The sequence below is a fragment of the Kluyvera sp. STS39-E genome (assembly GCF_040932435.1).
Classification (GTDB): Bacteria; Pseudomonadota; Gammaproteobacteria; order Enterobacterales; family Enterobacteriaceae; genus Kluyvera.
In genome coordinates this window covers 39,155-59,782 of the sequence record NZ_JBFQGA010000002.1, presented here as the reverse complement: position 1 = coordinate 59,782, position 20,628 = coordinate 39,155, and the positions used below count along the sequence as shown (strand labels likewise).

General features: G+C 55.1%; 23 protein-coding genes. 10 read left to right on the top strand and 13 right to left on the bottom strand.

The features are described from left to right. The first annotated feature begins 20 nt into the window (after positions 1-20). The 5 genes from potG to rlmC are packed head-to-tail and all read left to right on the top strand — an operon-like array spanning position 21 to position 4,679. Positions 21-1,154 carry a putrescine ABC transporter ATP-binding subunit PotG gene (gene potG / locus AB4K05_RS03840; RefSeq protein WP_368478697.1) on the top strand — a complete coding sequence of 378 codons (1,134 nt, stop codon included), beginning with the start codon at positions 21-23 and terminating at the stop codon, positions 1,152-1,154. A gap of 10 nt (positions 1,155-1,164) precedes the next feature. Beyond that, entirely contained in the window at positions 1,165-2,118 is a 954-nt protein-coding gene (gene potH, locus AB4K05_RS03835; RefSeq protein ID WP_368478696.1) for a putrescine ABC transporter permease PotH, read from the top strand. Further along, positions 2,115-2,960, top strand: a complete 846-nt coding sequence (gene potI / locus AB4K05_RS03830; protein ID WP_368478695.1) for a putrescine ABC transporter permease PotI — start codon at positions 2,115-2,117, stop codon at positions 2,958-2,960. The genes potH and potI overlap by 4 nt, the downstream gene beginning before the upstream one ends. A gap of 60 nt (positions 2,961-3,020) precedes the next feature. Beyond that, positions 3,021-3,509 carry a YbjO family protein gene (locus AB4K05_RS03825; protein ID WP_368478694.1) on the top strand — a complete coding sequence of 163 codons (489 nt, stop codon included), beginning with the start codon at positions 3,021-3,023 and terminating at the stop codon, positions 3,507-3,509. Between the two features lie 42 nt (positions 3,510-3,551). Then, entirely contained in the window at positions 3,552-4,679 is a 1,128-nt protein-coding gene (gene rlmC / locus AB4K05_RS03820) for a 23S rRNA (uracil(747)-C(5))-methyltransferase RlmC (RefSeq protein WP_368478693.1), read from the top strand. Positions 4,680-4,733: 54 nt separating this feature from the next. On the opposite strand, the gene AB4K05_RS03815 is transcribed toward rlmC, so the two are convergent. The 3 genes from AB4K05_RS03815 to AB4K05_RS03805 are packed head-to-tail and all read right to left on the bottom strand — an operon-like array spanning position 4,734 to position 6,423. Beyond that, positions 4,734-5,012 (bottom strand): pentapeptide MXKDX repeat protein, encoded by a 279-nt coding sequence (locus AB4K05_RS03815; protein WP_368478692.1) that lies wholly within the window; start codon positions 5,010-5,012, stop codon positions 4,734-4,736. A 30-nt stretch (positions 5,013-5,042) separates the two neighbouring features. Next, entirely contained in the window at positions 5,043-5,813 is a 771-nt protein-coding gene (locus AB4K05_RS03810; RefSeq protein WP_368478691.1) for a molybdopterin-dependent oxidoreductase, read from the bottom strand. A 10-nt stretch (positions 5,814-5,823) separates the two neighbouring features. Next, positions 5,824-6,423, bottom strand: coding sequence for a cytochrome b/b6 domain-containing protein (locus tag AB4K05_RS03805; protein ID WP_368478690.1), 600 nt, complete (start codon positions 6,421-6,423; stop codon positions 5,824-5,826). Positions 6,424-6,560: 137 nt separating this feature from the next. On the opposite strand from AB4K05_RS03805, the gene AB4K05_RS03800 reads away from it, so the two are divergent. Together AB4K05_RS03800 and AB4K05_RS03795 are read left to right on the top strand one after the other, a co-directional pair. Further along, entirely contained in the window at positions 6,561-7,283 is a 723-nt protein-coding gene (locus tag AB4K05_RS03800) for a response regulator (RefSeq protein WP_368478689.1), read from the top strand. Then, positions 7,280-8,752 (top strand): sensor histidine kinase, encoded by a 1,473-nt coding sequence (locus AB4K05_RS03795; RefSeq protein WP_368478688.1) that lies wholly within the window; start codon positions 7,280-7,282, stop codon positions 8,750-8,752. The genes AB4K05_RS03800 and AB4K05_RS03795 overlap by 4 nt, the downstream gene beginning before the upstream one ends. Positions 8,753-8,787: 35 nt before the next feature. On the opposite strand, the gene artJ is transcribed toward AB4K05_RS03795, so the two are convergent. The 6 genes from artJ to AB4K05_RS03765 all read right to left on the bottom strand — a co-directional run bounded on the left by artJ (position 8,788) and on the right by AB4K05_RS03765 (position 13,391). Further along, positions 8,788-9,519 (bottom strand): arginine ABC transporter substrate-binding protein ArtJ, encoded by a 732-nt coding sequence (gene artJ, locus AB4K05_RS03790; RefSeq protein WP_368478687.1) that lies wholly within the window; start codon positions 9,517-9,519, stop codon positions 8,788-8,790. Positions 9,520-9,696: 177 nt separating this feature from the next. After that, on the bottom strand, positions 9,697-10,365 hold the full coding sequence (artM, locus tag AB4K05_RS03785) for an arginine ABC transporter permease ArtM (RefSeq protein ID WP_368478686.1): 669 nt from the start codon (positions 10,363-10,365) through the stop codon (positions 9,697-9,699). Then, a complete protein-coding gene (gene artQ, locus AB4K05_RS03780) occupies positions 10,365-11,081 on the bottom strand; it encodes an arginine ABC transporter permease ArtQ (RefSeq protein ID WP_368478685.1) in 717 nt (238 codons plus the stop codon). Before artQ ends, artM begins: the two co-directional genes overlap by 1 nt. A gap of 6 nt (positions 11,082-11,087) precedes the next feature. Continuing rightward, entirely contained in the window at positions 11,088-11,819 is a 732-nt protein-coding gene (gene artI, locus AB4K05_RS03775) for an arginine ABC transporter substrate-binding protein ArtI (protein WP_368478684.1), read from the bottom strand. A 17-nt stretch (positions 11,820-11,836) separates the two neighbouring features. Continuing rightward, a complete protein-coding gene (gene artP / locus AB4K05_RS03770) occupies positions 11,837-12,565 on the bottom strand; it encodes an arginine ABC transporter ATP-binding protein ArtP (protein ID WP_368478683.1) in 729 nt (242 codons plus the stop codon). Positions 12,566-12,875: 310 nt separating this feature from the next. Beyond that, entirely contained in the window at positions 12,876-13,391 is a 516-nt protein-coding gene (locus AB4K05_RS03765; RefSeq protein ID WP_368478682.1) for a lipoprotein, read from the bottom strand. A 117-nt stretch (positions 13,392-13,508) separates the two neighbouring features. Between AB4K05_RS03765 and AB4K05_RS03760 the strand changes: the two genes are divergently transcribed. Both AB4K05_RS03760 and AB4K05_RS03755 read left to right on the top strand, forming a co-directional pair. After that, on the top strand, positions 13,509-13,832 hold the full coding sequence (locus AB4K05_RS03760; RefSeq protein ID WP_368478681.1) for a heavy metal-binding domain-containing protein: 324 nt from the start codon (positions 13,509-13,511) through the stop codon (positions 13,830-13,832). Further along, the gene (locus AB4K05_RS03755) at positions 13,829-14,668 is read left to right on the top strand and encodes an N-acetylmuramoyl-L-alanine amidase (RefSeq protein WP_368478680.1); all 840 of its coding nucleotides are present in this window, start codon (positions 13,829-13,831) and stop codon (positions 14,666-14,668) included. The genes AB4K05_RS03760 and AB4K05_RS03755 overlap by 4 nt, the downstream gene beginning before the upstream one ends. A 1-nt stretch (position 14,669) precedes the next feature. On the opposite strand, the gene AB4K05_RS03750 is transcribed toward AB4K05_RS03755, so the two are convergent. The 4 genes from AB4K05_RS03750 to poxB form a co-directional block, all read right to left on the bottom strand. Further along, a complete protein-coding gene (locus AB4K05_RS03750) occupies positions 14,670-15,683 on the bottom strand; it encodes an NAD-dependent epimerase/dehydratase family protein (RefSeq protein WP_368478679.1) in 1,014 nt (337 codons plus the stop codon). Positions 15,684-15,770: 87 nt separating this feature from the next. Beyond that, positions 15,771-17,213: a DUF2867 domain-containing protein gene (locus AB4K05_RS03745; RefSeq protein WP_368478678.1), complete on the bottom strand. Its 1,443-nt coding sequence runs from the start codon at positions 17,211-17,213 to the stop codon at positions 15,771-15,773. 11 nt (positions 17,214-17,224) lie between these two features. Continuing rightward, positions 17,225-18,226, bottom strand: a complete 1,002-nt coding sequence (ltaE, locus tag AB4K05_RS03740; RefSeq protein ID WP_368478677.1) for a low-specificity L-threonine aldolase — start codon at positions 18,224-18,226, stop codon at positions 17,225-17,227. A gap of 38 nt (positions 18,227-18,264) precedes the next feature. Continuing rightward, positions 18,265-19,983: a ubiquinone-dependent pyruvate dehydrogenase gene (gene poxB / locus AB4K05_RS03735; RefSeq protein WP_368478676.1), complete on the bottom strand. Its 1,719-nt coding sequence runs from the start codon at positions 19,981-19,983 to the stop codon at positions 18,265-18,267. A 153-nt stretch (positions 19,984-20,136) separates the two neighbouring features. Here poxB and AB4K05_RS03730 point away from each other — a divergent pair, with 153 nt between their 5' ends. Further along, a complete protein-coding gene (locus tag AB4K05_RS03730) occupies positions 20,137-20,571 on the top strand; it encodes a DoxX family protein (protein ID WP_368478675.1) in 435 nt (144 codons plus the stop codon). Positions 20,572-20,628 lie beyond the last annotated feature (57 nt).

Genomic DNA, 20,628 nt, shown 5'->3' with positions numbered 1-20,628 from the left:
TTTTGCCGGAGAGCACCAGATTGAACGACGCAACCCACCGCCCACAGGCGAAAACTCGCAAAGCGCTCACCCCGCTGTTGGAAATCCGTAACCTGACCAAGTCTTTTGACGGTCAGCATGCGGTAGATGACGTTAACCTCACCATTTATAAAGGCGAAATCTTTGCTCTGCTGGGCGCTTCCGGCTGCGGTAAGTCGACCCTGCTGCGTATGCTGGCCGGATTTGAACAGCCAACCGCTGGCCAAATTGTGCTGGACGGCGTCGACTTGGCGCACGTTCCGCCTTACCTGCGTCCCATTAATATGATGTTCCAATCCTATGCGCTGTTTCCGCACATGACCGTGGAGCAGAACATTGCCTTTGGCTTAAAGCAGGACAAACTGCCAAAAGCTGAAATCACCGCTCGGGTTACCGAAATGCTCGCGCTGGTGCACATGCAGGAATTTGCCAAACGTAAACCGCATCAGCTTTCCGGCGGTCAGCGTCAGCGCGTGGCGTTAGCGCGAAGCCTAGCGAAGCGTCCGAAGCTGCTGCTGCTGGATGAGCCAATGGGTGCGCTGGACAAAAAGCTGCGCGACCGGATGCAGCTGGAAGTGGTGGATATTCTGGAGCGCGTGGGCGTGACCTGCGTGATGGTGACCCATGACCAGGAAGAAGCCATGACCATGGCCGGGCGCATTGCCATTATGAACCGTGGCAAATTTGTGCAGATTGGTGAACCGGAAGAGATTTATGAGCACCCTACGACCCGCTACAGCGCTGAATTTATCGGCTCGGTTAACGTGTTTGAAGGGCTGCTAAAAGAGCGCCAGGAAGATGGCCTGGTGATTGATTCGCCGGGGCTTGTCCATCCGTTGAAGGTGGATGCCGATGCTTCGGTGGTCGACAACGTACCGGTGTACGTGGCGCTGCGCCCAGAAAAAATCATGCTCTGCGAAGATCCGCCAGCCGACGGTTTTAACTTTGCCGTGGGGGAAGTGGTGCATATCGCCTATCTAGGCGATCTCTCTATCTATCATGTGCGTCTTAAGAGCGGCCAGATGATCAGCGCCCAGTTGCAAAACGAGCATCGCTACCAGAAAGGGTTACCGACCTGGGGCGATGAAGTCCGTTTGTGCTGGGAAGCCGACAGCTGTGTGGTGTTGACGGTATAAGGAGGGGGCAATGAGTATTTATGAAGCACCGGCCCGCCCGCATAAACCGGGCGGCATCGCCCTATGGCTTGCGCGCATCAACATGAAGCATGGCCGTAAGCTGGTCATTGCGCTGCCGTATGTCTGGCTGATTTTGCTGTTTTTACTGCCGTTCCTGATTGTGTTCAAAATCAGTCTGGCGGAGATGGCGCGCGCCATTCCGCCATATACCGACCTGATGGAGTGGGCGGATGGGCAGCTGAGCCTGACGCTTAACTTTGGCAATTTCCTGCAGCTCACCGACGACCCGCTCTATTTTGAAGCCTATTTGCAGTCGCTTCAGGTGGCCGGTATTTCGACGATTTGCTGCCTGTTGCTCGGTTATCCGTTGGCTTGGGCGGTCGCGCACAGCAAACCATCGACCCGTAATATCCTGCTGCTGCTGGTCATTCTGCCATCGTGGACATCGTTTCTAATTCGCGTGTACGCGTGGATGGGCATTTTGAAAAACAACGGTGTGCTGAATAACTTTCTGATGTGGCTGGGTGTTATCGACCAGCCGCTGACCATTCTGCACACTAACCTCGCAGTTTATATCGGTATTGTTTATGCCTACCTGCCGTTTATGGTGCTGCCTATCTATACCGCGCTGACCCGTATTGATTATTCGCTAGTCGAAGCCTCGCTGGATCTGGGTGCGCGTCCGCTGAAGACCTTCTTCAGCGTGATTGTGCCGCTCACCAAAGGCGGCATTATTGCCGGGTCGATGCTGGTATTTATCCCGGCGGTGGGGGAGTTTGTTATCCCAGAACTGTTGGGCGGCCCGGATAGCATCATGATTGGCCGCGTGCTGTGGCAGGAATTCTTTAATAACCGCGACTGGCCGGTGGCCTCGGCGGTGGCGATCGTCATGCTGTTGCTGCTGATCGTGCCGATCATGTGGTTCCACAAATATCAGCAAAAACAGATGGGGGAGAACGGATGAACAACTTACCGGTCGTGCGCTCACCGTGGCGTATCCTGATTCTGGTGATTGGGTTTACGTTCCTGTACGCCCCAATGCTGATGTTGGTTATCTACTCATTTAACAGCTCAAAACTGGTTACCGTCTGGGCGGGGTGGTCAACGCGCTGGTACGGAGAGCTGTTCCGCGATGACGCCATGATGAGTGCGGTTGGGCTAAGTCTGACTATTGCGGCAGCGGCGGCAACGGCGGCGGCGGTTCTAGGGACCATTGCCGCCATGGTGATGGTGCGCTTTGGCCGCTTTCGGGGATCGAACGGCTTTGCCTTTATGATCACGGCACCGCTAGTGATGCCGGACGTGATTACCGGGCTGTCGCTGCTGCTGCTGTTTGTGGCGCTGGCACATGCCATTGGCTGGCCGGCAGACCGCGGGATGCTCACCATTTGGCTTGCCCACGTCACCTTCTGTACAGCCTATGTCGCAGTGGTTATCTCCTCGCGTTTGCGCGAGCTTGATCGCTCAATCGAAGAGGCGGCGATGGATCTGGGGGCGACGCCGCTGAAGGTCTTTTTCATCATTACGCTGCCGATGATTATGCCGGCGGTGATCTCAGGCTGGCTGCTGGCCTTTACGTTATCGCTCGATGATCTGGTGATCGCCAGCTTCGTTTCAGGCCCAGGGGCGACCACTTTACCGATGCTGGTCTTCTCCAGCGTGCGTATGGGGGTGAATCCAGAAATTAACGCCCTGGCATCGCTAATACTCGGCGTCGTCGGAATTGTCGGATTAATCGCCTGGTACTTGATGGCGCGCGCAGAAAAACAGCGAGTGCGCGATATCCAACGTGCAAGACGCGGATAATCCACTTAAAATCGATACGGATATGCAGTCGATGCCGCGAACGTTCGCGGCATCGTTTTCATGGAAGGCATTACATTGGAATTGTTTACTCGAAGCCGTCGGTCGCACGCCCGTCTGAATGTTCCTGCTTTAGTGCAGGTGGCTGCGCTCGCAATTATTTTAATCCGCTGTCTCGACCTGCTAATGATCATCAACCTGCTGGGTCTAAGCGGTATTGGCGACTTTATTCATCGCAGCGTGCAAACCTGGACGCTGACGATGGTGTTTCTCGGTAGCTTGGTGCTGGTTTTCGTTGAGATTGGCTGTGCGTTTTCGCTGGTGAAAGGGCGCAACTGGGCGCGATGGGTCTATTTGCTGACTCAATTGATTGCCGCTGGATACCTGTGGGCGGCCTCGCTTGGCTACGGTTATCCGGAGCTGTTCAGCATTGCCGGGGAGTCAAAAAGGGAAATTTTCCGCTCACTGGTGATGCAAAAAATGCCGGATCTGCTGGTTTTACTCCTGCTTTTTATTCCACCCGCCTCGCGACGATTTTTCCGCTTACAATAACGGTGATACAATCCCCGCCCCATTTTGTCTCAAGGTCTTTGTATGCAGTGCGCACTTTATGATGCCGATCGTTGTCGTTCCTGTCAGTGGATTGAACGTCCGATCGCCGATCAACTCGCGGCCAAAATGGCCGATCTCCAGACGCTGTTGGCGGATGCCGCCGTGGTACAGTGGTGCGCACCTGTCTCTGGCCCGGAACAAGGCTTTCGCAACAAAGCCAAAATGGTGGTCAGCGGCAGTGTGGAAAAACCGCTGCTCGGCATGCTTCATCGCGACGGGACTCCAGAAGATTTAACCGACTGCCCGCTTTATCCAGATACGTTTGCGCCGGTCTTTGCCGCACTCAAGCCTTTCATTGCCCGCGCTGGGCTGACGCCGTATAACGTGGCGCGTAAGCGCGGCGAGCTAAAATATCTGCTGCTGACGGAAAGCCAGCGCGACGGCGGCATGATGCTGCGCTTTGTGCTGCGCTCAGAAGCCAAACTGGCCCAGCTTCGTGCTGCGCTGCCCGAGTTGCAGGCGCAACTGCCGCAGCTCTTGGTGATTACCGCCAACATTCAGCCGGTGCATATGGCGATTATGGAAGGTGAGCAGGAGATTTTCTTCACCGAGCAGCAGGCGCTGGCGGAGACCTTTAACGGCGTGCCGCTGTGGATCCGCCCACAAAGCTTCTTCCAAACCAACCCCACCGTGGCTAGCGCGCTGTACGCCACCGCCCGTGATTGGGTGCGGGAATTGCCGGTGGATCACATGTGGGATTTGTTCTGCGGGGTAGGCGGTTTTGGCCTGCACTGCGCGACGCCGGAGATGACCCTCACCGGTATCGAAATTGCCCCGGAAGCTATTGCTTGCGCCAAGCAGTCGGCGGCGGAACTCGGGTTAGATAAACTGCATTTCCAGGCGCTGGATTCCACCCAGTTCGCCACCGCCCAGGGTGAGGTGCCACAGCTGGTGCTGGTCAACCCGCCACGTCGCGGGATTGGTAAAGCGCTGTGTGATTACTTAAGTCAGATGGCGCCGCAGTATATTGTCTACTCAAGCTGCAATGCGCAGACCATGGCGAAGGATTTTGCCCACCTTTCGGGCTACCGCGTGGAGCGTGTACAGCTGTTCGATATGTTCCCGCATACCGCGCATTACGAGGTGCTGACCCTGCTAGTGCGGGAGTAACCCACCGGTGACAGTGCGCCCGGCAGGCCTTCGCCGCCGGGCAGCAGGTTGAATCTATTGGCTCATGGCATCTTTTTTCATCGTGTCTTTCGCCATGCTGTCCATCTTGCCCATTTTGTCCTTCTTCATCCCGTCTTTGGACATGTTCTCTTTGCACATGCCGTCTTTGCACATTTTATCGTGGGATTTCTTCATCCCGTCTTTTGCCATCGTATCGTGAGACATGGCCATTTTATCGTGGCTCATACCGTCTTTGCTCATGGAGTCAGCTGCCTGCGCGTTGACCATAAACAGGGCGCACAGCGCGGCGCTAGCGATAATCATCTTTTTCATGGTATTTCCTCGTCATTTAAGTGTGGTCAATTAACTGCCGCCAAACCAGTTATAGCCCTGATCTTCCCAGTAACCGCCTGGGAACCGGTTGGTTATCTCAATGGCTAAAACGTGCTTTGGATTTTTGTACCCGAGCTTGGTCGGGATACGGATTTTCATTGGGTAGCCGTACTCCGGGGGCAGAATGCGGTTATCCCAGGTGAGTGCCATCAGCGTCTGCGGGTGCAGAGCCGTGGCCATATCAATGCTGGTGTAGTAGTCGTCGGCGCAGCGGAAGCTGACGTATTTAGCCCGTTTATCTGCGCCAATTAGCGCTAAGAACTGATGAAATGGCACGCCGCCCCATCTGCCGATGGCGCTCCAGCCTTCTACGCAGATATGACGCGTTATCTGGCTGACTTGCTGCATGTGGTATAGCTCTGGGAGCGTCCAGCTTTTGCTCTCCCTGACCAGCCCGTGGATGGCCAACTGGTAATCATGACCGTCAACCTGCGGGATCTCATCCGGGCCGTAGAAGGCGTTAAACGGGAAGGGGCGGGCGATATCAGATTCCTGATACTCCGGCGCCAGATCGTGGTGGCTAAAGAGAAAGCCCTGCACCCGGTCGTTAAAGCGTGACATGCGGGACAGCGCATGTTCCACACTCTGGTTATCACTGATATCGCAGCCGGTCAGCATCATGATGCCACCGAGCGTCAGTCCTTGGCGCAGCAGGCGGCGGCGCCCCGGGCTTAGCAGTTTCTCCGCATCCTTCACCAGATAGTGCGCGTCGCTCTCGGAGAGAAAGGTCGGTTTTTTCATTATTTTATCCTTAGCGCCCGCGCAGCATGGCCAGCAGCGTACGGGGAACCAGCAGCACCATCAGTAGGTGGATAACCACAAACAGCGCCATGCCACTCATACAGAAAAAGTGGATATAGCGCGCGGCGTCATAGCCGCCCAGCAGCGTCCGCAGCAACGGAAACTGCACCGATTTCCACAGCACAAGGCCAGACAGGACCAGCCCAATACCGAGCACAATGACGGCGAGATAAGCGATTTTTTGTACGGCGTTATAATGAGTCAGGTCGGCATGGGCGAGCTTGCCGCGCAGCGCCTGCCCGATATCATCACGCAGTTGCCGGAGCGAAAGTGGAAAGAATTTGCGCCGAAAATGGCCCGTCGCCACGCCAAGCGTGAGGTAGACGGCGGCGTTGATTCCCAGCAGCCACATCATGGCAAAGTGCCACTGCAACGCGCCGCCCAGCCAGCCGCCCAAAGTTATCTCCGCGGGAAAAGAGAAGCCGAAAAGCGGGGAGGCGTTATAGATGCGCCAGCCGCTAAATAACATGCCCGCCATGGCGATGGCGTTAACCCAGTGGCACAAACGAACCCAGACGGGATGCACTGTTTTTGGATGTGATGAGAACATGCTCGGCGCTCCGTGAATGACATGTCCGCAGCATGCGCCGCATTTGGTCACCACATCCTCACCAAAGTTTAAATAAAATGTGATAACTCGGGATGCTCGCCTGCGGTAAGCTTGAAAAAAAGGCTGGATGAAACGTCATGAATAGCGCAAAGAAAATATTATTGGTGGAAGACGACCAGGACATCGCAACCTTACTGCGGCTTAATCTGCAGGATGAAGGTTATCAGATCGTGCATGAGGCGGATGGCGCGCGGGCGCTGGTGCTGTTGGAGAACACGGTTTGGGATGCGGTGATCCTCGATTTGATGCTGCCCGGCGTCGATGGGCTGGAAATCTGCCGCCGCATTCGCCAGATGACGCGCTATCTGCCGGTGATTATCATCAGCGCGCGCACCAGCGAAACGCATCGCGTGCTGGGGCTGGAAATGGGCGCCGATGACTATCTGCCGAAGCCTTTTTCGGTGCTTGAGCTTATCGCCCGCGTGAAGGCGCTGTTTCGTCGCCAAGAAGCGATGGGACAGAATATCCGTCTGGAAAGCGGGGCGATTACCAGCCACGGCCTAGATATCGATCCGCTCTCCCGCGAAGTAAGGCTGCGCGGTGAAATGATCGAGCTGACGCCGCGGGAGTTCGATCTGCTGTACTGGTTTGCCCGTCATCCAGGTGAAGTTTTTTCCCGCTTGGCGCTGCTCGACAGAGTATGGGGCTATCAGCACGAAGGCTATGAACATACGGTCAACACCCACATTAACCGTTTGCGAATCAAGATTGAAAACGATCCCGCTGAGCCTGAGATTATCCTGACCGTGTGGGGAAAAGGGTATAAGTTCGCCAGCGAGAAAGCGGAGTCCACATCATGATCCGACACTTAAGCCTCAGCCAACGGTTGACGCTGGTGTTTACGGCGATCCTGCTGCTTTGCGCGGTAGCCGCCTGTAGCGTCCAGCTGTATAACAGCAAGCAGTATGGTAATGCGATGGTGCAGCGCCTGTCGGCCGGGCTGGCGCAGCAAATCGTCAACAGTGAGCCGTTGCTCGACGCCGAAGGCGAGGTTAATCGTCAGACCTTAAAACGGCTCTTCGATCGGCTAATGACGCTTAACCCCAGCGTCGAACTTTATCTTGTCTCAAACGGTGGTCGCCTGATGGCCGACGCCGCGCCGCAGGGCCATCTGAAGCGCCAGCAAATTGATATTGTGCCGCTGCAAACCTTTCTCTCAGGAGCGGCTTGGCCGGTCTACGGTGACGACCCACGTAGCGTGGACAAGCAGAAAGTGTTTAGCGTTGCGCCGGTGATGCAAGACGGCAAGCAGCAGGGCTATCTCTACATTATTCTGCAAGGGGAAGATCTCAACGCGCTGGCGGATAACGCGTGGCGGCAGGCCCAGTGGAGTACGCTGCTATGGTCACTGCTGCTGGTGGCGTTGTTTGGCCTGCTGGCCGGTAGCATGGTTTGGTATTGGGTGACGCGTCCGGTTAAAAAGCTGACCGCCGACGTAGAAGGGCTCAATCAGGACAGCATCAGCGCTATCAGGCAGTTGGCGCAGCAAACGCCGGAGATTGACCCGGCAAACGAGGTGGCGATTCTGCGCAATACTTTCATTGAGCTGGCGCGAAAAATCGCCAGCCAGTGGGATCAACTGTCCGACAGCGACAGGCAGCGTCGCGAGTTTATCGCCAATATCTCCCATGACCTGCGCACGCCGCTGACTTCGCTGCTGGGGTATCTAGAAACGCTGTCGATGAAGGCCGATACGTTGTCGCCGGAGGATAACCGCCAGTACCTGTCGATTGCCCTGCGTCAGGGACACAAGGTTCGCCATCTTTCCCAACAGCTTTTTGAGCTGGCGAAGCTGGAGCATGGCGGCATTAAGCCGCAGCTGGAGCGCTTTGCGATTGGCGAGCTGATTCAGGACGTGGCGCAAAAGTTCGATTTGATGATTGCGACACGGAAGCTGACGTTAAAGGTCGAGGTGCCGCGCGCGCTGCCGCTGGTGAATGCGGATGTGTCGATGATTGAGCGGGTGGTGACCAATTTGCTGGACAATGCCGTGCGCCATACCCCAGAGGGCGGTACGGTGGTCTTACGCGTCTGGCAGGAAAATGAAAAGCTGCAGGTGGAAGTCGCAGATAGTGGACCGGGGGTGGAACAAGAACTTCGCGATCAGCTGTTCCTGCGCCCTTCAGCGCTCAATCCGCAAAGTGCGAGAGAGAATCGCGGTGGCTTAGGATTGTTGATTGTGCGTCGGATGCTGGAGTTACACGGCGGGGGGATTCGTCTGATGGATGCCACAACGGGCGCCTGTTTTCGCTTTTTTGTTCCGCTATAAGTAAAAATCCCCGGCGCAAAGCCGGGGATCACTAATTATTCAGCAAACCACTTATCGTTGATTTTCTGATAGGTGCCGTCGGTTTTAATCGCCTTCAGCGCGCCGTTGAGTTTTTCCAGCAGCGCTTTGTTATCCGGGCGAACAGCAATGCCTAAACCGATACCGAAGTACTGTGGGTCGGTGACTTTCTCGGTTGCCACGCCCAGCTGTGGATTGGTTTTCAGCCATTCATTGACGACTGCGGTATCACCAAACACGCCATCGATACGACCATTCTTCAGGTCAATAATCGCATTCTGGTAGCTGTCATAAGCCACTGTTTTCACTTCAGGGTGCTTATCCATCAGGTATTTCTGGTGGGTGGTGCCGTTTTCCATCCCGATACGTTTGCCTTTCAGATCGTCAAAGGTTTTGAACTCGCCTTTTTTCGCAATAACCAGCGCGGAGTTGGCGTAGTACGGGTCGGTAAATGAAACCTGTTTGCTACGTTCTGGGGTGATATCCATACCGGAAATCACAGCGTCGTATTTTTTGAATTTCAGCGCCGGGATCAGGCTATCAAACGCGTGGTTGGTGAAGGTACACTCAGCCTGCATCTGTTTGCACAACGCGTTAGCCAGATCGATATCAAAGCCAACAATCTGGTTGTTTGCATCCATTGATTCAAATGGAGGATAGGTCGCGGAAACGCCAAAACTGATTTTATCTGCGGCATGAGCGCCTGCGGCAACGGTGGCGAGTAAGGCGGCCAATACTAATTTTTTCATGGATGTGCTCCTGTCTGTCTAGCTTGTTGGTTGCTGCCCTGCGTGTGGCATGAAGCTACAATGCCACTGTGTGAATTTATATGCAATATAGTTGATTAAATATTTTTATTTAATGCAAAAAAAACGGATAAGCCAGTCACTTATCCGTTTTCATAATTGCTATTTATGCAATGAAAGTTAGTTTCGGCGCTCGAAGGCCAGCGCTTTGCGCTCAATTAAACGCATCAACAGCGTTAGCAGACCGTTCACTACTAGGTACACAAGCCCAGCAGCACCAAAGACCATTACATCGTAGGTGCGACCGTACAGCAGTTGCCCGTGGCCCATCACTTCCATCAGCGTGATGGTGTAGGCAAGCGAGGTACTCTTAAATACCAGCACCACTTCGTTGGAGTAAGAAGAGAGCGCGCGCTTTAACGCATACGGCAGCAAAATGGCCAGCGTATCTTTCTTGCTCATCCCCAGTGAACTGCACGATTGCCATTGTCCTTCCGGGATAGCTCTGATGGCCCCGAAGAAGAGCTGCGTGGTATATGCCGCGCTGTTAAGCGACAGTGCAATCAGCGCACACAACCACGGCTCGGACAGCAGGTGCCACACCACCGGGTAATTCTGCAGCGACGGGAACTGGCCCGGGCCGTAGTAAATAAGGAAGATCTGCACCAGCAGCGGCGTGCCGGTGAAGAGGGTGATATAGCCGCGAACCAGCCACACCACCACCGGTGTTTTCAGCGTCAGGATGATGGTGAATATCAGCGACAGTATCAGCGCCACCACGATAGAGGCGACGGTGAGCGTCAGGCTGGTATGCAGCCCTTTCATTAGCTCCGGTAAATACTCGAGCATCAGCCTGGTCTCCGTTCAAAGCGAGTGGTACGCAGGTCAATGCGTTTGAGAATGTACTGGCTTAACAACGTAATCACCAAGTAAATAGCCGCCGCGACGATGTACCAAGTAAACGGCTCTTGGGTGCGCGTGGCGATGCTTTTGGTTTGCAGCATCAGATCGTTAACGCTAATCAGTGAGACCAGCGCGGTATCTTTCAGCAGTACCAGCCACTGGTTACCCAGCCCCGGCAGCGCGTGTCGCCACATCTGCGGCATCACTAGGCGGAAGAAAATCGCGCTTTTCGACAGCCCCAGCGCTTGGCCTGATTCCCACTGCCCAATCGGTACCGCCTTCAGTGCGCCACGCAGCGTTTGCGATGCATAGGCGGCGTACAGCAAGGAGAGGGCGATAACGCCGCACAGGAACGGGCTAACGTCGAAGTTTTCGATCTGCATCTGCACGGGAATTTGCACGAAACCGAGGTTGATGGTGAATCCATCGGACAGCGTCAGCAGCAGCTGAGAGGAGCCGAAATAGATAAACAGCACCACCAGAATTTCCGGCAGACCGCGCAGCACGGTAACCAGCGCGGAACCCGCCCAAGCGACCGGACGCCATTTAACTGACTCCCAGACCGCAAAGAGCATTGCCAGCGCCAGCCCGATGACCAGTGCACAAACCGCAAGGCCGACGGTCATGCCGGCGGCGCTTGCTAAAGGAAACATTTCGTTCATCAAGTCTTACTTCTGGAACCATTTAGCGTAGAGGGTCGCGTACGTCCCGTCTTTTTTCACTTTTTCCAGCGCAGCGTTGAATTTCTGCTGCAGCTCGGTGTTGCCCTGGCGGACCGCAATGCCAAGACCTGTGCCGAAGTAGCCTTTGTCAGCCACTTTGTCACCGACGGCGGCCAGCTTGTCGTTCGCTTTCAGCCATTCTGTGACGACGGCGGTATCACCGAATACGGCATCAATACGGCCGTTTTGCAGATCCAGTTTCGCATTCTGGTAGCTGTCATAAGGTACGGTGGTGATTTCTGGATGTTTATCCATGATGAATTTCTGGTGCGTTGTGCCGTTCTGAACGCCGACTTTCTTACCTTTCAGCTGATCGATACCGGTGAATTTGCCTTTCACACCCACGAACAGCGCAGAGTTTTCGTAGTAAGGCGTGGTAAACAGCACCTGTTTTTCACGTTCTGGAGTGATATCCATACCGGCCATCACCGCGTCGATGCGGCGGAATTTCAGGCTTGGGATCAGGCTATCAAAAGACTGATTGCTGAAAGTACAGGTTGCGTCGATCTCTTTACAGAGGGCGTTTGCCAGATCCACGTCAAAGCCGACGATCTGGTTATTGGCATCCATTGACTCAAACGGAGGGTATGAGGCTTCTGTTGCGAAACGAATGGTTTGTGCGGCGGCAGCGGAGAGGCTGACGCTGGCAAGCAGCGCGGCGATCAGTATTTTTTTCATAGTCATTGTCCTGAATCTCAGTGAGAAAGATAGCTTCTGAATGCATCTGTCTGTGGGCTGTTAAAACAGCTTGCATCGCCTTGTTCGACGATATAACCGTTTTCCATGTACACCACGCGGCTGGCCGTTTTACGCGCCACCTCAACCTCGTGGGTAACGATAACTTGGGTAATATTGGTCTCCGCCAGCTCATGAATGATGCTGACGATTTGCGCGGTGATTTCCGGGTCGAGAGCGGCAGTGGGTTCATCAAACAGCAGAACCTGTGGCTCCATCATTAACGCTCGGGCAATTGCCACGCGCTGTTGCTGGCCGCCGGAAAGATGCAGCGGAAAACGATCGCTGTACGGCTTTAAGCGTAAACGCTCCAGCAGTTTTTCTGCGCGGGCCATCGCCTGTTCTTTGCTTAAACCCAGTACTCGGCAAGGCGCTTCAATCAGGTTTTGTACTACCGTGAGGTGCGGCCAGAGGTTGTACTGCTGGAAGACCATGCCCACGTTCTGACGCAGTTCGCGAATCGCTTTGTCTGACGGGGATTTAGCAAAATCGAAATGGTTACCCGCAATCGCCAGGGTGCCAGATTTTGGCATCTCTAGCAGATTCAGCACGCGCAGCAGTGAGCTTTTGCCCGCGCCGCTTGGGCCAAGCAGCACCAGCGTTTCGCCTTCAGGGCACTGAAGCGTGATGTCGAACAGCGCCTGATGTGCGCCATAAAAGCAGTTAATGCCGTCTAATTTAATGCTCATTGATACCCGTCACGAAAGTGTTGTCCTCGCCCTGGAAACGCCAGGGGCTTACTCAACTGCCGTACTTCGCCTTCCTGCTGAAGGTCTCACTGATGGAGTCATTATCAGCAATTGAGGCCGCAAATAGTACCTTTGACAGAATAGTTATGCAATATTTGTGCGTTAAAACTTAAATATAAACCAACTTTTGTTTTAAAGTTAGCACAAAATAACGGTCGCTGTGGGGGCGGGGAACAAATGTCGGCATTCCGTGAGGAATGCCAGACATTTTGCCGGAATAGACGGTTAGACAGAATTAGTTAACAGATTATTAACGTTTTTCGAGAGATTGCCGTAATGTGCCGGCCGGCGCATGGGTGTTGTTACCCAGATAACGTACATCATCGACGGCCCAGCACTGGCCTTCACGAACCATCAACACCTCATCTTTCCAGCTTTGGCTGCCCTGTTTTAACTCAACGCGTAGCGGAATGTTGCGGGCATCGGTATTGGGGATGGTTGAAGCGCTGGCAACGCTTGCGCTATTTGGCGCGGTGCTGCTGCTTGAGAACAGGTTGGATTGCATAAGCGTACGCTGACTGTCGTCTTTGCTGCTGTCATTGAGCAGTTTGGCTAAGCCATCGCTGAGATAAGGCCGCAGCGCGGTGTAGTCATGAGTCCGTTGCTGGACCTGAGCGTCGTAAAATTTCTGCGCCACGGCGTCTGGGCCGCCTTCTACGCATGGTCCGCTGCGGGTACCAATATCTTTATAGGCAGGGGTGACGGTCGTACAGGCGCTGAGTGCTAGCGCGCAAGGGATAACAAGAGCAAGAACGTGATATCGCATGGTTGTTTCCTTATCAGCAAACTATCTTAAGAATATCTTTCCAAGCATAGCGTATCGGTCCGATAATGCGTTTAGCGCTGAGAGCTAAGCTATTGAACGTTAAAGAAGGAGCAGGTCATGCAATTTTCAACAACCCCCACCCTTGAAGGACAGCCGATTGTCGAGTATTGCGGCGTCGTGACTGGGGAAGCCATCTTAGGTGCGAACATCTTCCGCGACTTTTTTGCCGGTATCCGCGATATCGTCGGTGGCCGTTCCGGAGCCTACGAAAAGGAACTGCGGAAAGCGCGTGAAATTGCCTTCAAAGAGCTGGGCGAGCAGGCCGAAGCGCTGGGAGCCGATGCGGTGGTCGGTATCGATATTGATTATGAAACCGTGGGCAAAGACAGCAGCATGCTGATGGTGAGCGTTAGCGGAACGGCGGTGAAAACGCGCAAATGAAACGGCTCCTGACGGTTTTAATGCTGGCGGTTTTGCTGGCGGGGTGTGCCGGGGAAGGTAAAAAAGCGGTTGTGGTGGAAAAACCGGGCTACGTGCTCGATAAAAGCCGATCGGCACCGGCGGCGTACCCGCGAATAAAAATGCTGGTTCTCCACTACACGGCTGATGATTTTGACGTCTCACTACAAACATTAACCGGCAGCCAGGTGAGCGTACATTACCTGATCCCTGCCGTACCACCGCTGATGCACGGCAAACCGCGGATCTGGCAGTTGGTGCCGGAGTCAGAGCTCGCTTGGCATGCTGGAATCAGCTTCTGGCGAGGCGCAACGCGCATCAACGACACCTCGATAGGTATTGAACTGGAAAACATGGGCTGGCAAAAGTCAGAGGGCACCCGATACTTTACGCCGTTTGAACCCGCGCAGATCCAGGCGCTCCTCCCACTGGCCAAAGACATTATCAAACGCTACAACATTGAGCCGCAGAACGTGGTGGCGCATTCGGATATCGCGCCGCAGCGCAAAGACGATCCCGGTCCTTTATTCCCCTGGAAGTCGTTGGCGCAGCAGGGCATAGGCGCATGGCCAGATGAACAGCGGGTCGCGTTTTATCTCAATGGACGTTCGCCTAACGCGCCGGTGTCTACGTGGAATCTGCTCGACCTACTGGGCCGTTACGGTTACGAAGTGAAACCCGGCATGACCCGTATGCAGCAAATGAGGGTGATTGCAGCGTTCCAGATGCACTTCCGCCCGGAACGCTGGGATGGTGTTGCCGATGCCGAAAGTCAGGCGATTGCGGAAGCACTGCTGGAAAAATACGGGCAGGGATAACCTAACGGGGCAGCTTGCCGTGATCTTCAAGCCAAGCGGCGGTACGGATAATACCGTCGTCTAGCGAGACAATAGGCTCGTAGCCCAGTTCTTCCCGGGCACGGCTGATATCCAGCGTAAAATCGAAGTTCAGCTTAGATACGCCGTAGTGGGTCAAAGAGGGCTCTTTGGCCTTCTTATCACCAAAGCGTTCCATGCTGCGCGCAATCATATCTAGCATCGGATACGGCACCGAGCGGATCCGGCAGGCGATATCCAGCTCGTCAATCAAGCGTTCAACGATGCTGCGCAGCGTGCGCGGCTCGCCGTTGGTGATGTTATAGGCACGGCCGGACGGCAGGTCGTCACAGCGGGGCTGACTGGCGAGCCACATCGCGTGTACGGCATTTTCGTAGTAGGTCATGTCCACCATCGCATGGCCGCCACGTGGCAGCAGTACGCTACCGTAATGGTGCATCATCTGTGCTAGGCGTGGGATAAAGACTTTATCGTGCGGGCCAAATACGCTCTGCGGACGCAGGATGGTGAAGCGGGTATTGGGGTTCGCCTGTGCCAACAGCTGAATCACCTCTTCGCTGGCGGCTTTACTACGGGCGAATTCGTTGGCGAAACGGTGTGGACGAAAGTCTTCTTTGATATCCCGATGATGGTGATAATCGAAATACAGGGAAGGTGACGAGATATGAATGAAGTTGCGCACGCCCCAGGCCACGGCCCATTCACCAAGACGACGGGTGGCACGGACGTTCGCCAAATCAAACGCCGCCTGCGTGCCCCATGGTGAGGTAAAGCTCGAGCAGTGCCACAGGGTGTCTACTCCCGCCAGCATCACTTTTGCCTGCGAAGAGACTAGCTCGGTTAGGTCGGCATGGACGAACTCGGCGCCCATTTTTTCCAGCAGTTTACCCATCGCTTCATTGCGACCGCTCGCTCTGACGCTAATGCCCCTGCTGCGCAGATATTCAACCGCATTTCTGCCTAAACCGCTGGTGGCGCCGGTGACCAGTACCTTCATAATCATCCACAGTGTTAAAAAAGAGTTTCGTGCGCATTCTTCCGTTTATTTCACTCGTATGCAATGGGAAACTAAGACGAAATAAGCCTATTGCTCATTTTTTGCCGTAACTTCTTCTGCCAGACGAGCGATGCGCCGCGCCATTCCGCGGAAGATAAACAGGTGCGCCGGTATCATCAATAGCCAGTATAGTAATCCTGGCATACCGTGCGGATGCCACCAGGCTCGAACATCAAGCTCGCGATGCGTCCCTTTATCCACTAGTGTAAAACTCAGACGGCCAAGCCCTGGCGCTTTCATGCCGAACAGTAAGCTGAGCGCTTTTTCCGGTTCGACGATAATCACCTTCCAGCTATCGACCCTATCGCCGGTCTGTAACAGCGGACTCTCGGGGCGGCCCTTGGCCAGCTTATGACCCACCAGCAAATCCATTGCCGCGCGCGTCTTCCACAGAACGTTGCCGAAGAAATAGCCCTCTTTGCCGCCGAGACGGTTCACCACTTCCCACAGTGCTGACAGACTGGCTGAGGTCTGGACGGTACATCCGGCCTGCTTGGCAAAAAAACCGTACTCCGGACGCCAGCGGGCAAACGCCTGCGCGTCGTAACCCCAGTCGCTGGAGTTGGCGAGCTTTTTCTCCTCTTCCAACGTACGGCGTACCGCTTCGTCAAAGGGGATCAAGGTTTGCGGGATCAGCGCGCGTAGATCCTTGTCATCCGCCAGCAGATCGTGTTTTAGACCTTGGATCAGCGCTTTGGCGATCGTCGGCGGTACCGAGGTGATGACGTTTAAGAACCACACCGAGATCCAACTGGTAGGGAAGGGGATGGGGATCAACAGACGGTGGCGTCCGCTGACCGCCATAAAATGCTCAAACTGCTGCTGATAGGTCAGCTCTTGCGGGCCCGCCGCTTCAAAAACCCGGTGCTCATGCGCCGGATGATTGAGCAACTCGACCAGATACACCAGCAGGTTTTCCAGCGCAATCGGCGTAGTCCGCGAACGGACCCAGCGCGGCGGCGTCAGCACCGGCAGGTTGTAAACCATATCGCGCATCACCTCAAACGCAGCGGAACCGGCGCCGACGATAATCCCAGCGCGCAGCTCGGTGACCGGAACGCCAGCATCACGCAGAATATCGGCAGTTAGCTGGCGCGCCTGCAAATGTGCCGACTGTTCATGCGCCGGAGCCTGCAGCGAGCTTAGGAAAATAAGCTGCTTTACCGGCGTGATAAGCAAAGCGCTGCGCACGTTTTCCGCGACCCGGCGTTCATGCTGGAGAAAATTATGGCTCTCACCCATACCGTGTACCAGGTAGTACACGGTATCGACTCCGTTCAAGAGCCTAGCGATATCGCCATTTTTTTCCAAGTCGACCGAATGGCAGATCACCCCCGGCAACTTGAGCTTTTGCAGCCGTTCAATACGGCGTGCCACTGCCCTCACGGTATACCCGCGCTGGCTTAATTCCGTCACCAGATGCTGGCCGATATAGCCGCTGGCACCAAAAACCAGAATAGTTTGTGTCACGCCGAGGCTCCTTAACGGGCTAAAAAGGCTTTCCAGTGCGCAACCACTTCCGTGAGCTGCTGACGGCTAACGTCCAGATGCGTGACTAAACGTACGACCGGTGAGGCGTTGATCAATACGCCGCGTTCCTGCATAAACTCACCCAGCGCCGCCGCGTTTTCGTCACCGACGCGAACAAACAGCATATTGGTGTCATGACGCATCACGTCGGCGCCAATTTCACGCAGCTGTTCGGCAAGCCAGGCGGCGTTATCGTGATCGTCTTGCAGACGGGCGACGTTATTTTTCAACGCGTACAGCCCGGCTGCCGCGAGGAATCCGGCCTGGCGCATGCCGCCGCCGGTCATCTTACGCCAGCGGTTGGCACGTTTAATGTAGTCGTGATTGCCCACCAACAGCGAGCCAACTGGCGTCCCCAAACCTTTGGAGAGGCAGATGGTGAAAGAGTCGCAGTACTGGGCAATGTCTTTAAGCTCGCAGCCGTAGGTGACGAGGGCGTTGAAAATACGCGCACCGTCGACGTGAAGCGCCAGCTCGCGCTCGCGGGTAAACTCCCACGCTTCTTCCAGATACGCCTGCGGCAGCACTTTGCCGTTATGGGTATTTTCAATGCTCAGCAGTTTGGTGCGAGCAAAGTGGATATCGTCAGCTTTGATTTTGGCCGCCACTTTATCCAGCGGCAGGGTGCCGTCGGCTGCGGCGTCAATCGGCTGCGGCTGAATGCTGCCCAGCACCGCCGCGCCGCCCGCTTCATACAGATAGTTATGCGCGCCTTGGCCGACGATATACTCTTCGCCACGTTCGCAGTGGCTTAGGAGTGCGACGAGGTTGGCCTGAGTTCCGGTCGGCAGGAACAGCGCTGCCTCTTTGCCCGCCAGCTCTGCGGCGTACTGTTGCAGGGCGTTAACCGTTGGGTCATCGCCATAGACATCATCACCGACCGGCGCGCTCATCATCTCATCGAGCATGGCGCGCGTCGGACGGGTTACGGTATCACTACGTAAATCAATCACGGCATTTCCTTTTTAAACTCAGAAGAATGCCTCCATTTTTACCTGAGCCAGTTGGTTTTCGCCAGCTCAATGACTTCATCGCCGCGTCCGTTGATAATGGCGCGCAGCATATACAGGCTAAAACCCTTGGCCTGTTCGAGTTTCAGCTGCGGTGGCATGGCGAGTTCTTCCTTTGCGACCACGACGTCAACCAGAACCGGGCCGTCAATGCTAAAGGCGCGTTGGAGCGCCTCGTCGACGTCGGCGGCTTTTTCCACGCGGATCCCGGTAATGCCACAGGCTTCGGCGATGCGCGCAAAGTTAGTATCGTGCAGTTCGGTGCCATCAGTCAGATAACCGCCCGCTTTCATCTCCATGGCCACAAAGCCCAACACGCTATTGTTGAAGACCACGATTTTTACCGGCAGCTTCATCTGCGCCAGCGACAAAAAGTCGCCCATCAGCATGCTGAAACCCCCGTCACCGCACATGGCGACCACTTGGCGCGTGGGTTGCGTGGCCTGTGCGCCCAGTGCCTGCGGCATGGCGTTAGCCATGGAGCCGTGATTGAACGAACCGAGCAGTCGGCGCTTGCCGTTCATTTGCAGATAGCGCGCAGCCCATACCGTTGGCGTACCGACATCGCAGGTAAAAATGGCGTCATCGGTGGCGTAACGGCTAATTTGCTGTGCTAGATATTGCGGGTGGATAACTTTGTCACTGGCGGTGGCCAAATCGTCTAGCCCCTTGCGTGCGCTGTGGTAGTGCTCCAACGTTTTGTCGAGGAACCGACGGTCGGTTTTCTCTTCCAGCAGCGGCAGAAGTGCGGCGAGGGTGGCTTTGACATCGCCAATCAGCGCCATGTCCACTTTGCTGTGCGCACCGATGCTGGCGGGATTGATGTCAATTTGAATGATGGTGCTGTCACTTGGATAGAACGGGCGATAGGGGAATTGGGTGCCGAGCAGGATCAGCGTGTCGGCGTTCATCATGGCATGGAAACCGGAAGAAAAACCGATAAGCCCGGTCATCCCCACGTCATAGGGATTATCGTACTCGACGTGCTCTTTGCCGCGTAGGGCGTGGACAATAGGCGATTTCAGTTTCTCAGCAAAAGCGATAAGTTCCGCATGGGCGCCCGCGCAGCCGCTACCACACAGCAGGGTGATATTGCGTGAGGTTTTCAATTTCTCAGCCAGCTTTTCCAGCTCGGCTGGCTGCGGCGTAATGATAGGCTGTGGTGCAGGATACCAGTGGGTACTGGCGTTTTCCGGCGCGGCTTTCAGCGCCACATCGCCTGGGAGCACCACCACCGACACGCCGCGGTTCAATACCGCTTTTCGCATGGCGATAGCCAGCACCTGAGGGATCTGCTCCGGGGATGAAACCAGCTCACAATAGTGGCTGCATTCGCGGAATAGCTCCTGTGGATGCGTCTCCTGAAAATAGCCACTGCCGATTTCGCTCGACGGAATATGTGCAGCAATCGCGAGCACCGGAACATGGTTGCGATGGCAGTCGAACAGCCCGTTGATTAAATGCAGGTTACCTGGCCCACATGACCCGGCGCACACCGCCAGTTCGCCGGTGAGCTGTGCTTCGGCTCCGGCGGCAAATGCAGCCACCTCTTCGTGTCGCGTCGGCATCCACGCAATGGTGCCCATCCGATTCAGGCTATCGCTAAGCCCGTTGAGCGAATCCCCGGTCACGCCCCAGATTCGTTGGACTCCAGCTTGTTCAAGAGTTTTGGCAATGTAGTTGGCTACGGTCTGTTTCATGGTTTTCCATCTCCTTAAATGTGATACCGGTTACAAGTTTAGATGAATCTCGTCGTTTCGCAGGCTTAATCCCCTTATTTTCAGCAGGTATATTTCGTAAATGAGAAGCAGTAACTTAGTGTTCTACAGGGATAAAACAGGGATAAAAATGAGATGATCACAACATTATTAAATGCCGTGAACCGCACGCTGTCGCACGAAGATTTTGGTAAGCTTTTGCTGCGTCTTGGCGTCGGTGGGTTGATGCTGTTTCACGGCCTGCACAAGCTGTTTGATGGCGTGGATGGCATCAGCGGTATGCTGGTGGCGAAAGGGCTGCCTGGATTTATTGCCTACGGCGTGCTGGTAGGTGAAGTGGTGGCACCGATTCTGTTGATTCTCGGCGTGTTGACCCGTCCGGCGGCGCTGGTGTTAGCGTTTACGATGGTAGTCGCCTGGCTGATGGTCGGTCTGGATAAAACCGCTGCACTAGATAAAACCGGCGCGTGGGCTATCGAGAGCCTAGTGTATTTCTTTGTTGCGGCGCTGGTCATTGCGTTTATTGGCGCGGGGAAATATGCGCTGGGCGGAAATTCGGCCTGGCGTTAGCCTGAAAATGCAGAGGCGAGTAACGGGGAAAATCCGGCTCGCTTCTGCGCGCGATAG

Bases quoted from the DNA above. Each gene is read 5' to 3' on its own strand.
- potH (WP_368478696.1), top strand. From the start codon at position 1,165: ATGAGTATTTATGAAGCACCGGCCCGCCCGCATAAACCGGGCGGCATC.
- potI (WP_368478695.1), top strand. From the start codon at position 2,115: ATGAACAACTTACCGGTCGTGCGCTCACCGTGGCGTATCCTGATTCTG.
- AB4K05_RS03825 (WP_368478694.1), top strand. From the start codon at position 3,021: ATGGAAGGCATTACATTGGAATTGTTTACTCGAAGCCGTCGGTCGCAC.
- rlmC (WP_368478693.1), top strand. From the start codon at position 3,552: ATGCAGTGCGCACTTTATGATGCCGATCGTTGTCGTTCCTGTCAGTGG.
- AB4K05_RS03815 (WP_368478692.1), bottom strand. From the start codon at position 5,012: ATGAAAAAGATGATTATCGCTAGCGCCGCGCTGTGCGCCCTGTTTATG.
- AB4K05_RS03810 (WP_368478691.1), bottom strand. From the start codon at position 5,813: ATGAAAAAACCGACCTTTCTCTCCGAGAGCGACGCGCACTATCTGGTG.
- AB4K05_RS03805 (WP_368478690.1), bottom strand. From the start codon at position 6,423: ATGTTCTCATCACATCCAAAAACAGTGCATCCCGTCTGGGTTCGTTTG.
- AB4K05_RS03800 (WP_368478689.1), top strand. From the start codon at position 6,561: ATGAATAGCGCAAAGAAAATATTATTGGTGGAAGACGACCAGGACATC.
- AB4K05_RS03795 (WP_368478688.1), top strand. From the start codon at position 7,280: ATGATCCGACACTTAAGCCTCAGCCAACGGTTGACGCTGGTGTTTACG.
- artJ (WP_368478687.1), bottom strand. From the start codon at position 9,519: ATGAAAAAATTAGTATTGGCCGCCTTACTCGCCACCGTTGCCGCAGGC.
- artM (WP_368478686.1), bottom strand. From the start codon at position 10,365: ATGCTCGAGTATTTACCGGAGCTAATGAAAGGGCTGCATACCAGCCTG.
- artQ (WP_368478685.1), bottom strand. From the start codon at position 11,081: ATGAACGAAATGTTTCCTTTAGCAAGCGCCGCCGGCATGACCGTCGGC.
- artI (WP_368478684.1), bottom strand. From the start codon at position 11,819: ATGAAAAAAATACTGATCGCCGCGCTGCTTGCCAGCGTCAGCCTCTCC.
- artP (WP_368478683.1), bottom strand. From the start codon at position 12,565: ATGAGCATTAAATTAGACGGCATTAACTGCTTTTATGGCGCACATCAG.
- AB4K05_RS03765 (WP_368478682.1), bottom strand. From the start codon at position 13,391: ATGCGATATCACGTTCTTGCTCTTGTTATCCCTTGCGCGCTAGCACTC.
- AB4K05_RS03760 (WP_368478681.1), top strand. From the start codon at position 13,509: ATGCAATTTTCAACAACCCCCACCCTTGAAGGACAGCCGATTGTCGAG.
- AB4K05_RS03755 (WP_368478680.1), top strand. From the start codon at position 13,829: ATGAAACGGCTCCTGACGGTTTTAATGCTGGCGGTTTTGCTGGCGGGG.
- AB4K05_RS03750 (WP_368478679.1), bottom strand. From the start codon at position 15,683: ATGAAGGTACTGGTCACCGGCGCCACCAGCGGTTTAGGCAGAAATGCG.
- poxB (WP_368478676.1), bottom strand. From the start codon at position 19,983: ATGAAACAGACCGTAGCCAACTACATTGCCAAAACTCTTGAACAAGCT.
- AB4K05_RS03730 (WP_368478675.1), top strand. From the start codon at position 20,137: ATGATCACAACATTATTAAATGCCGTGAACCGCACGCTGTCGCACGAA.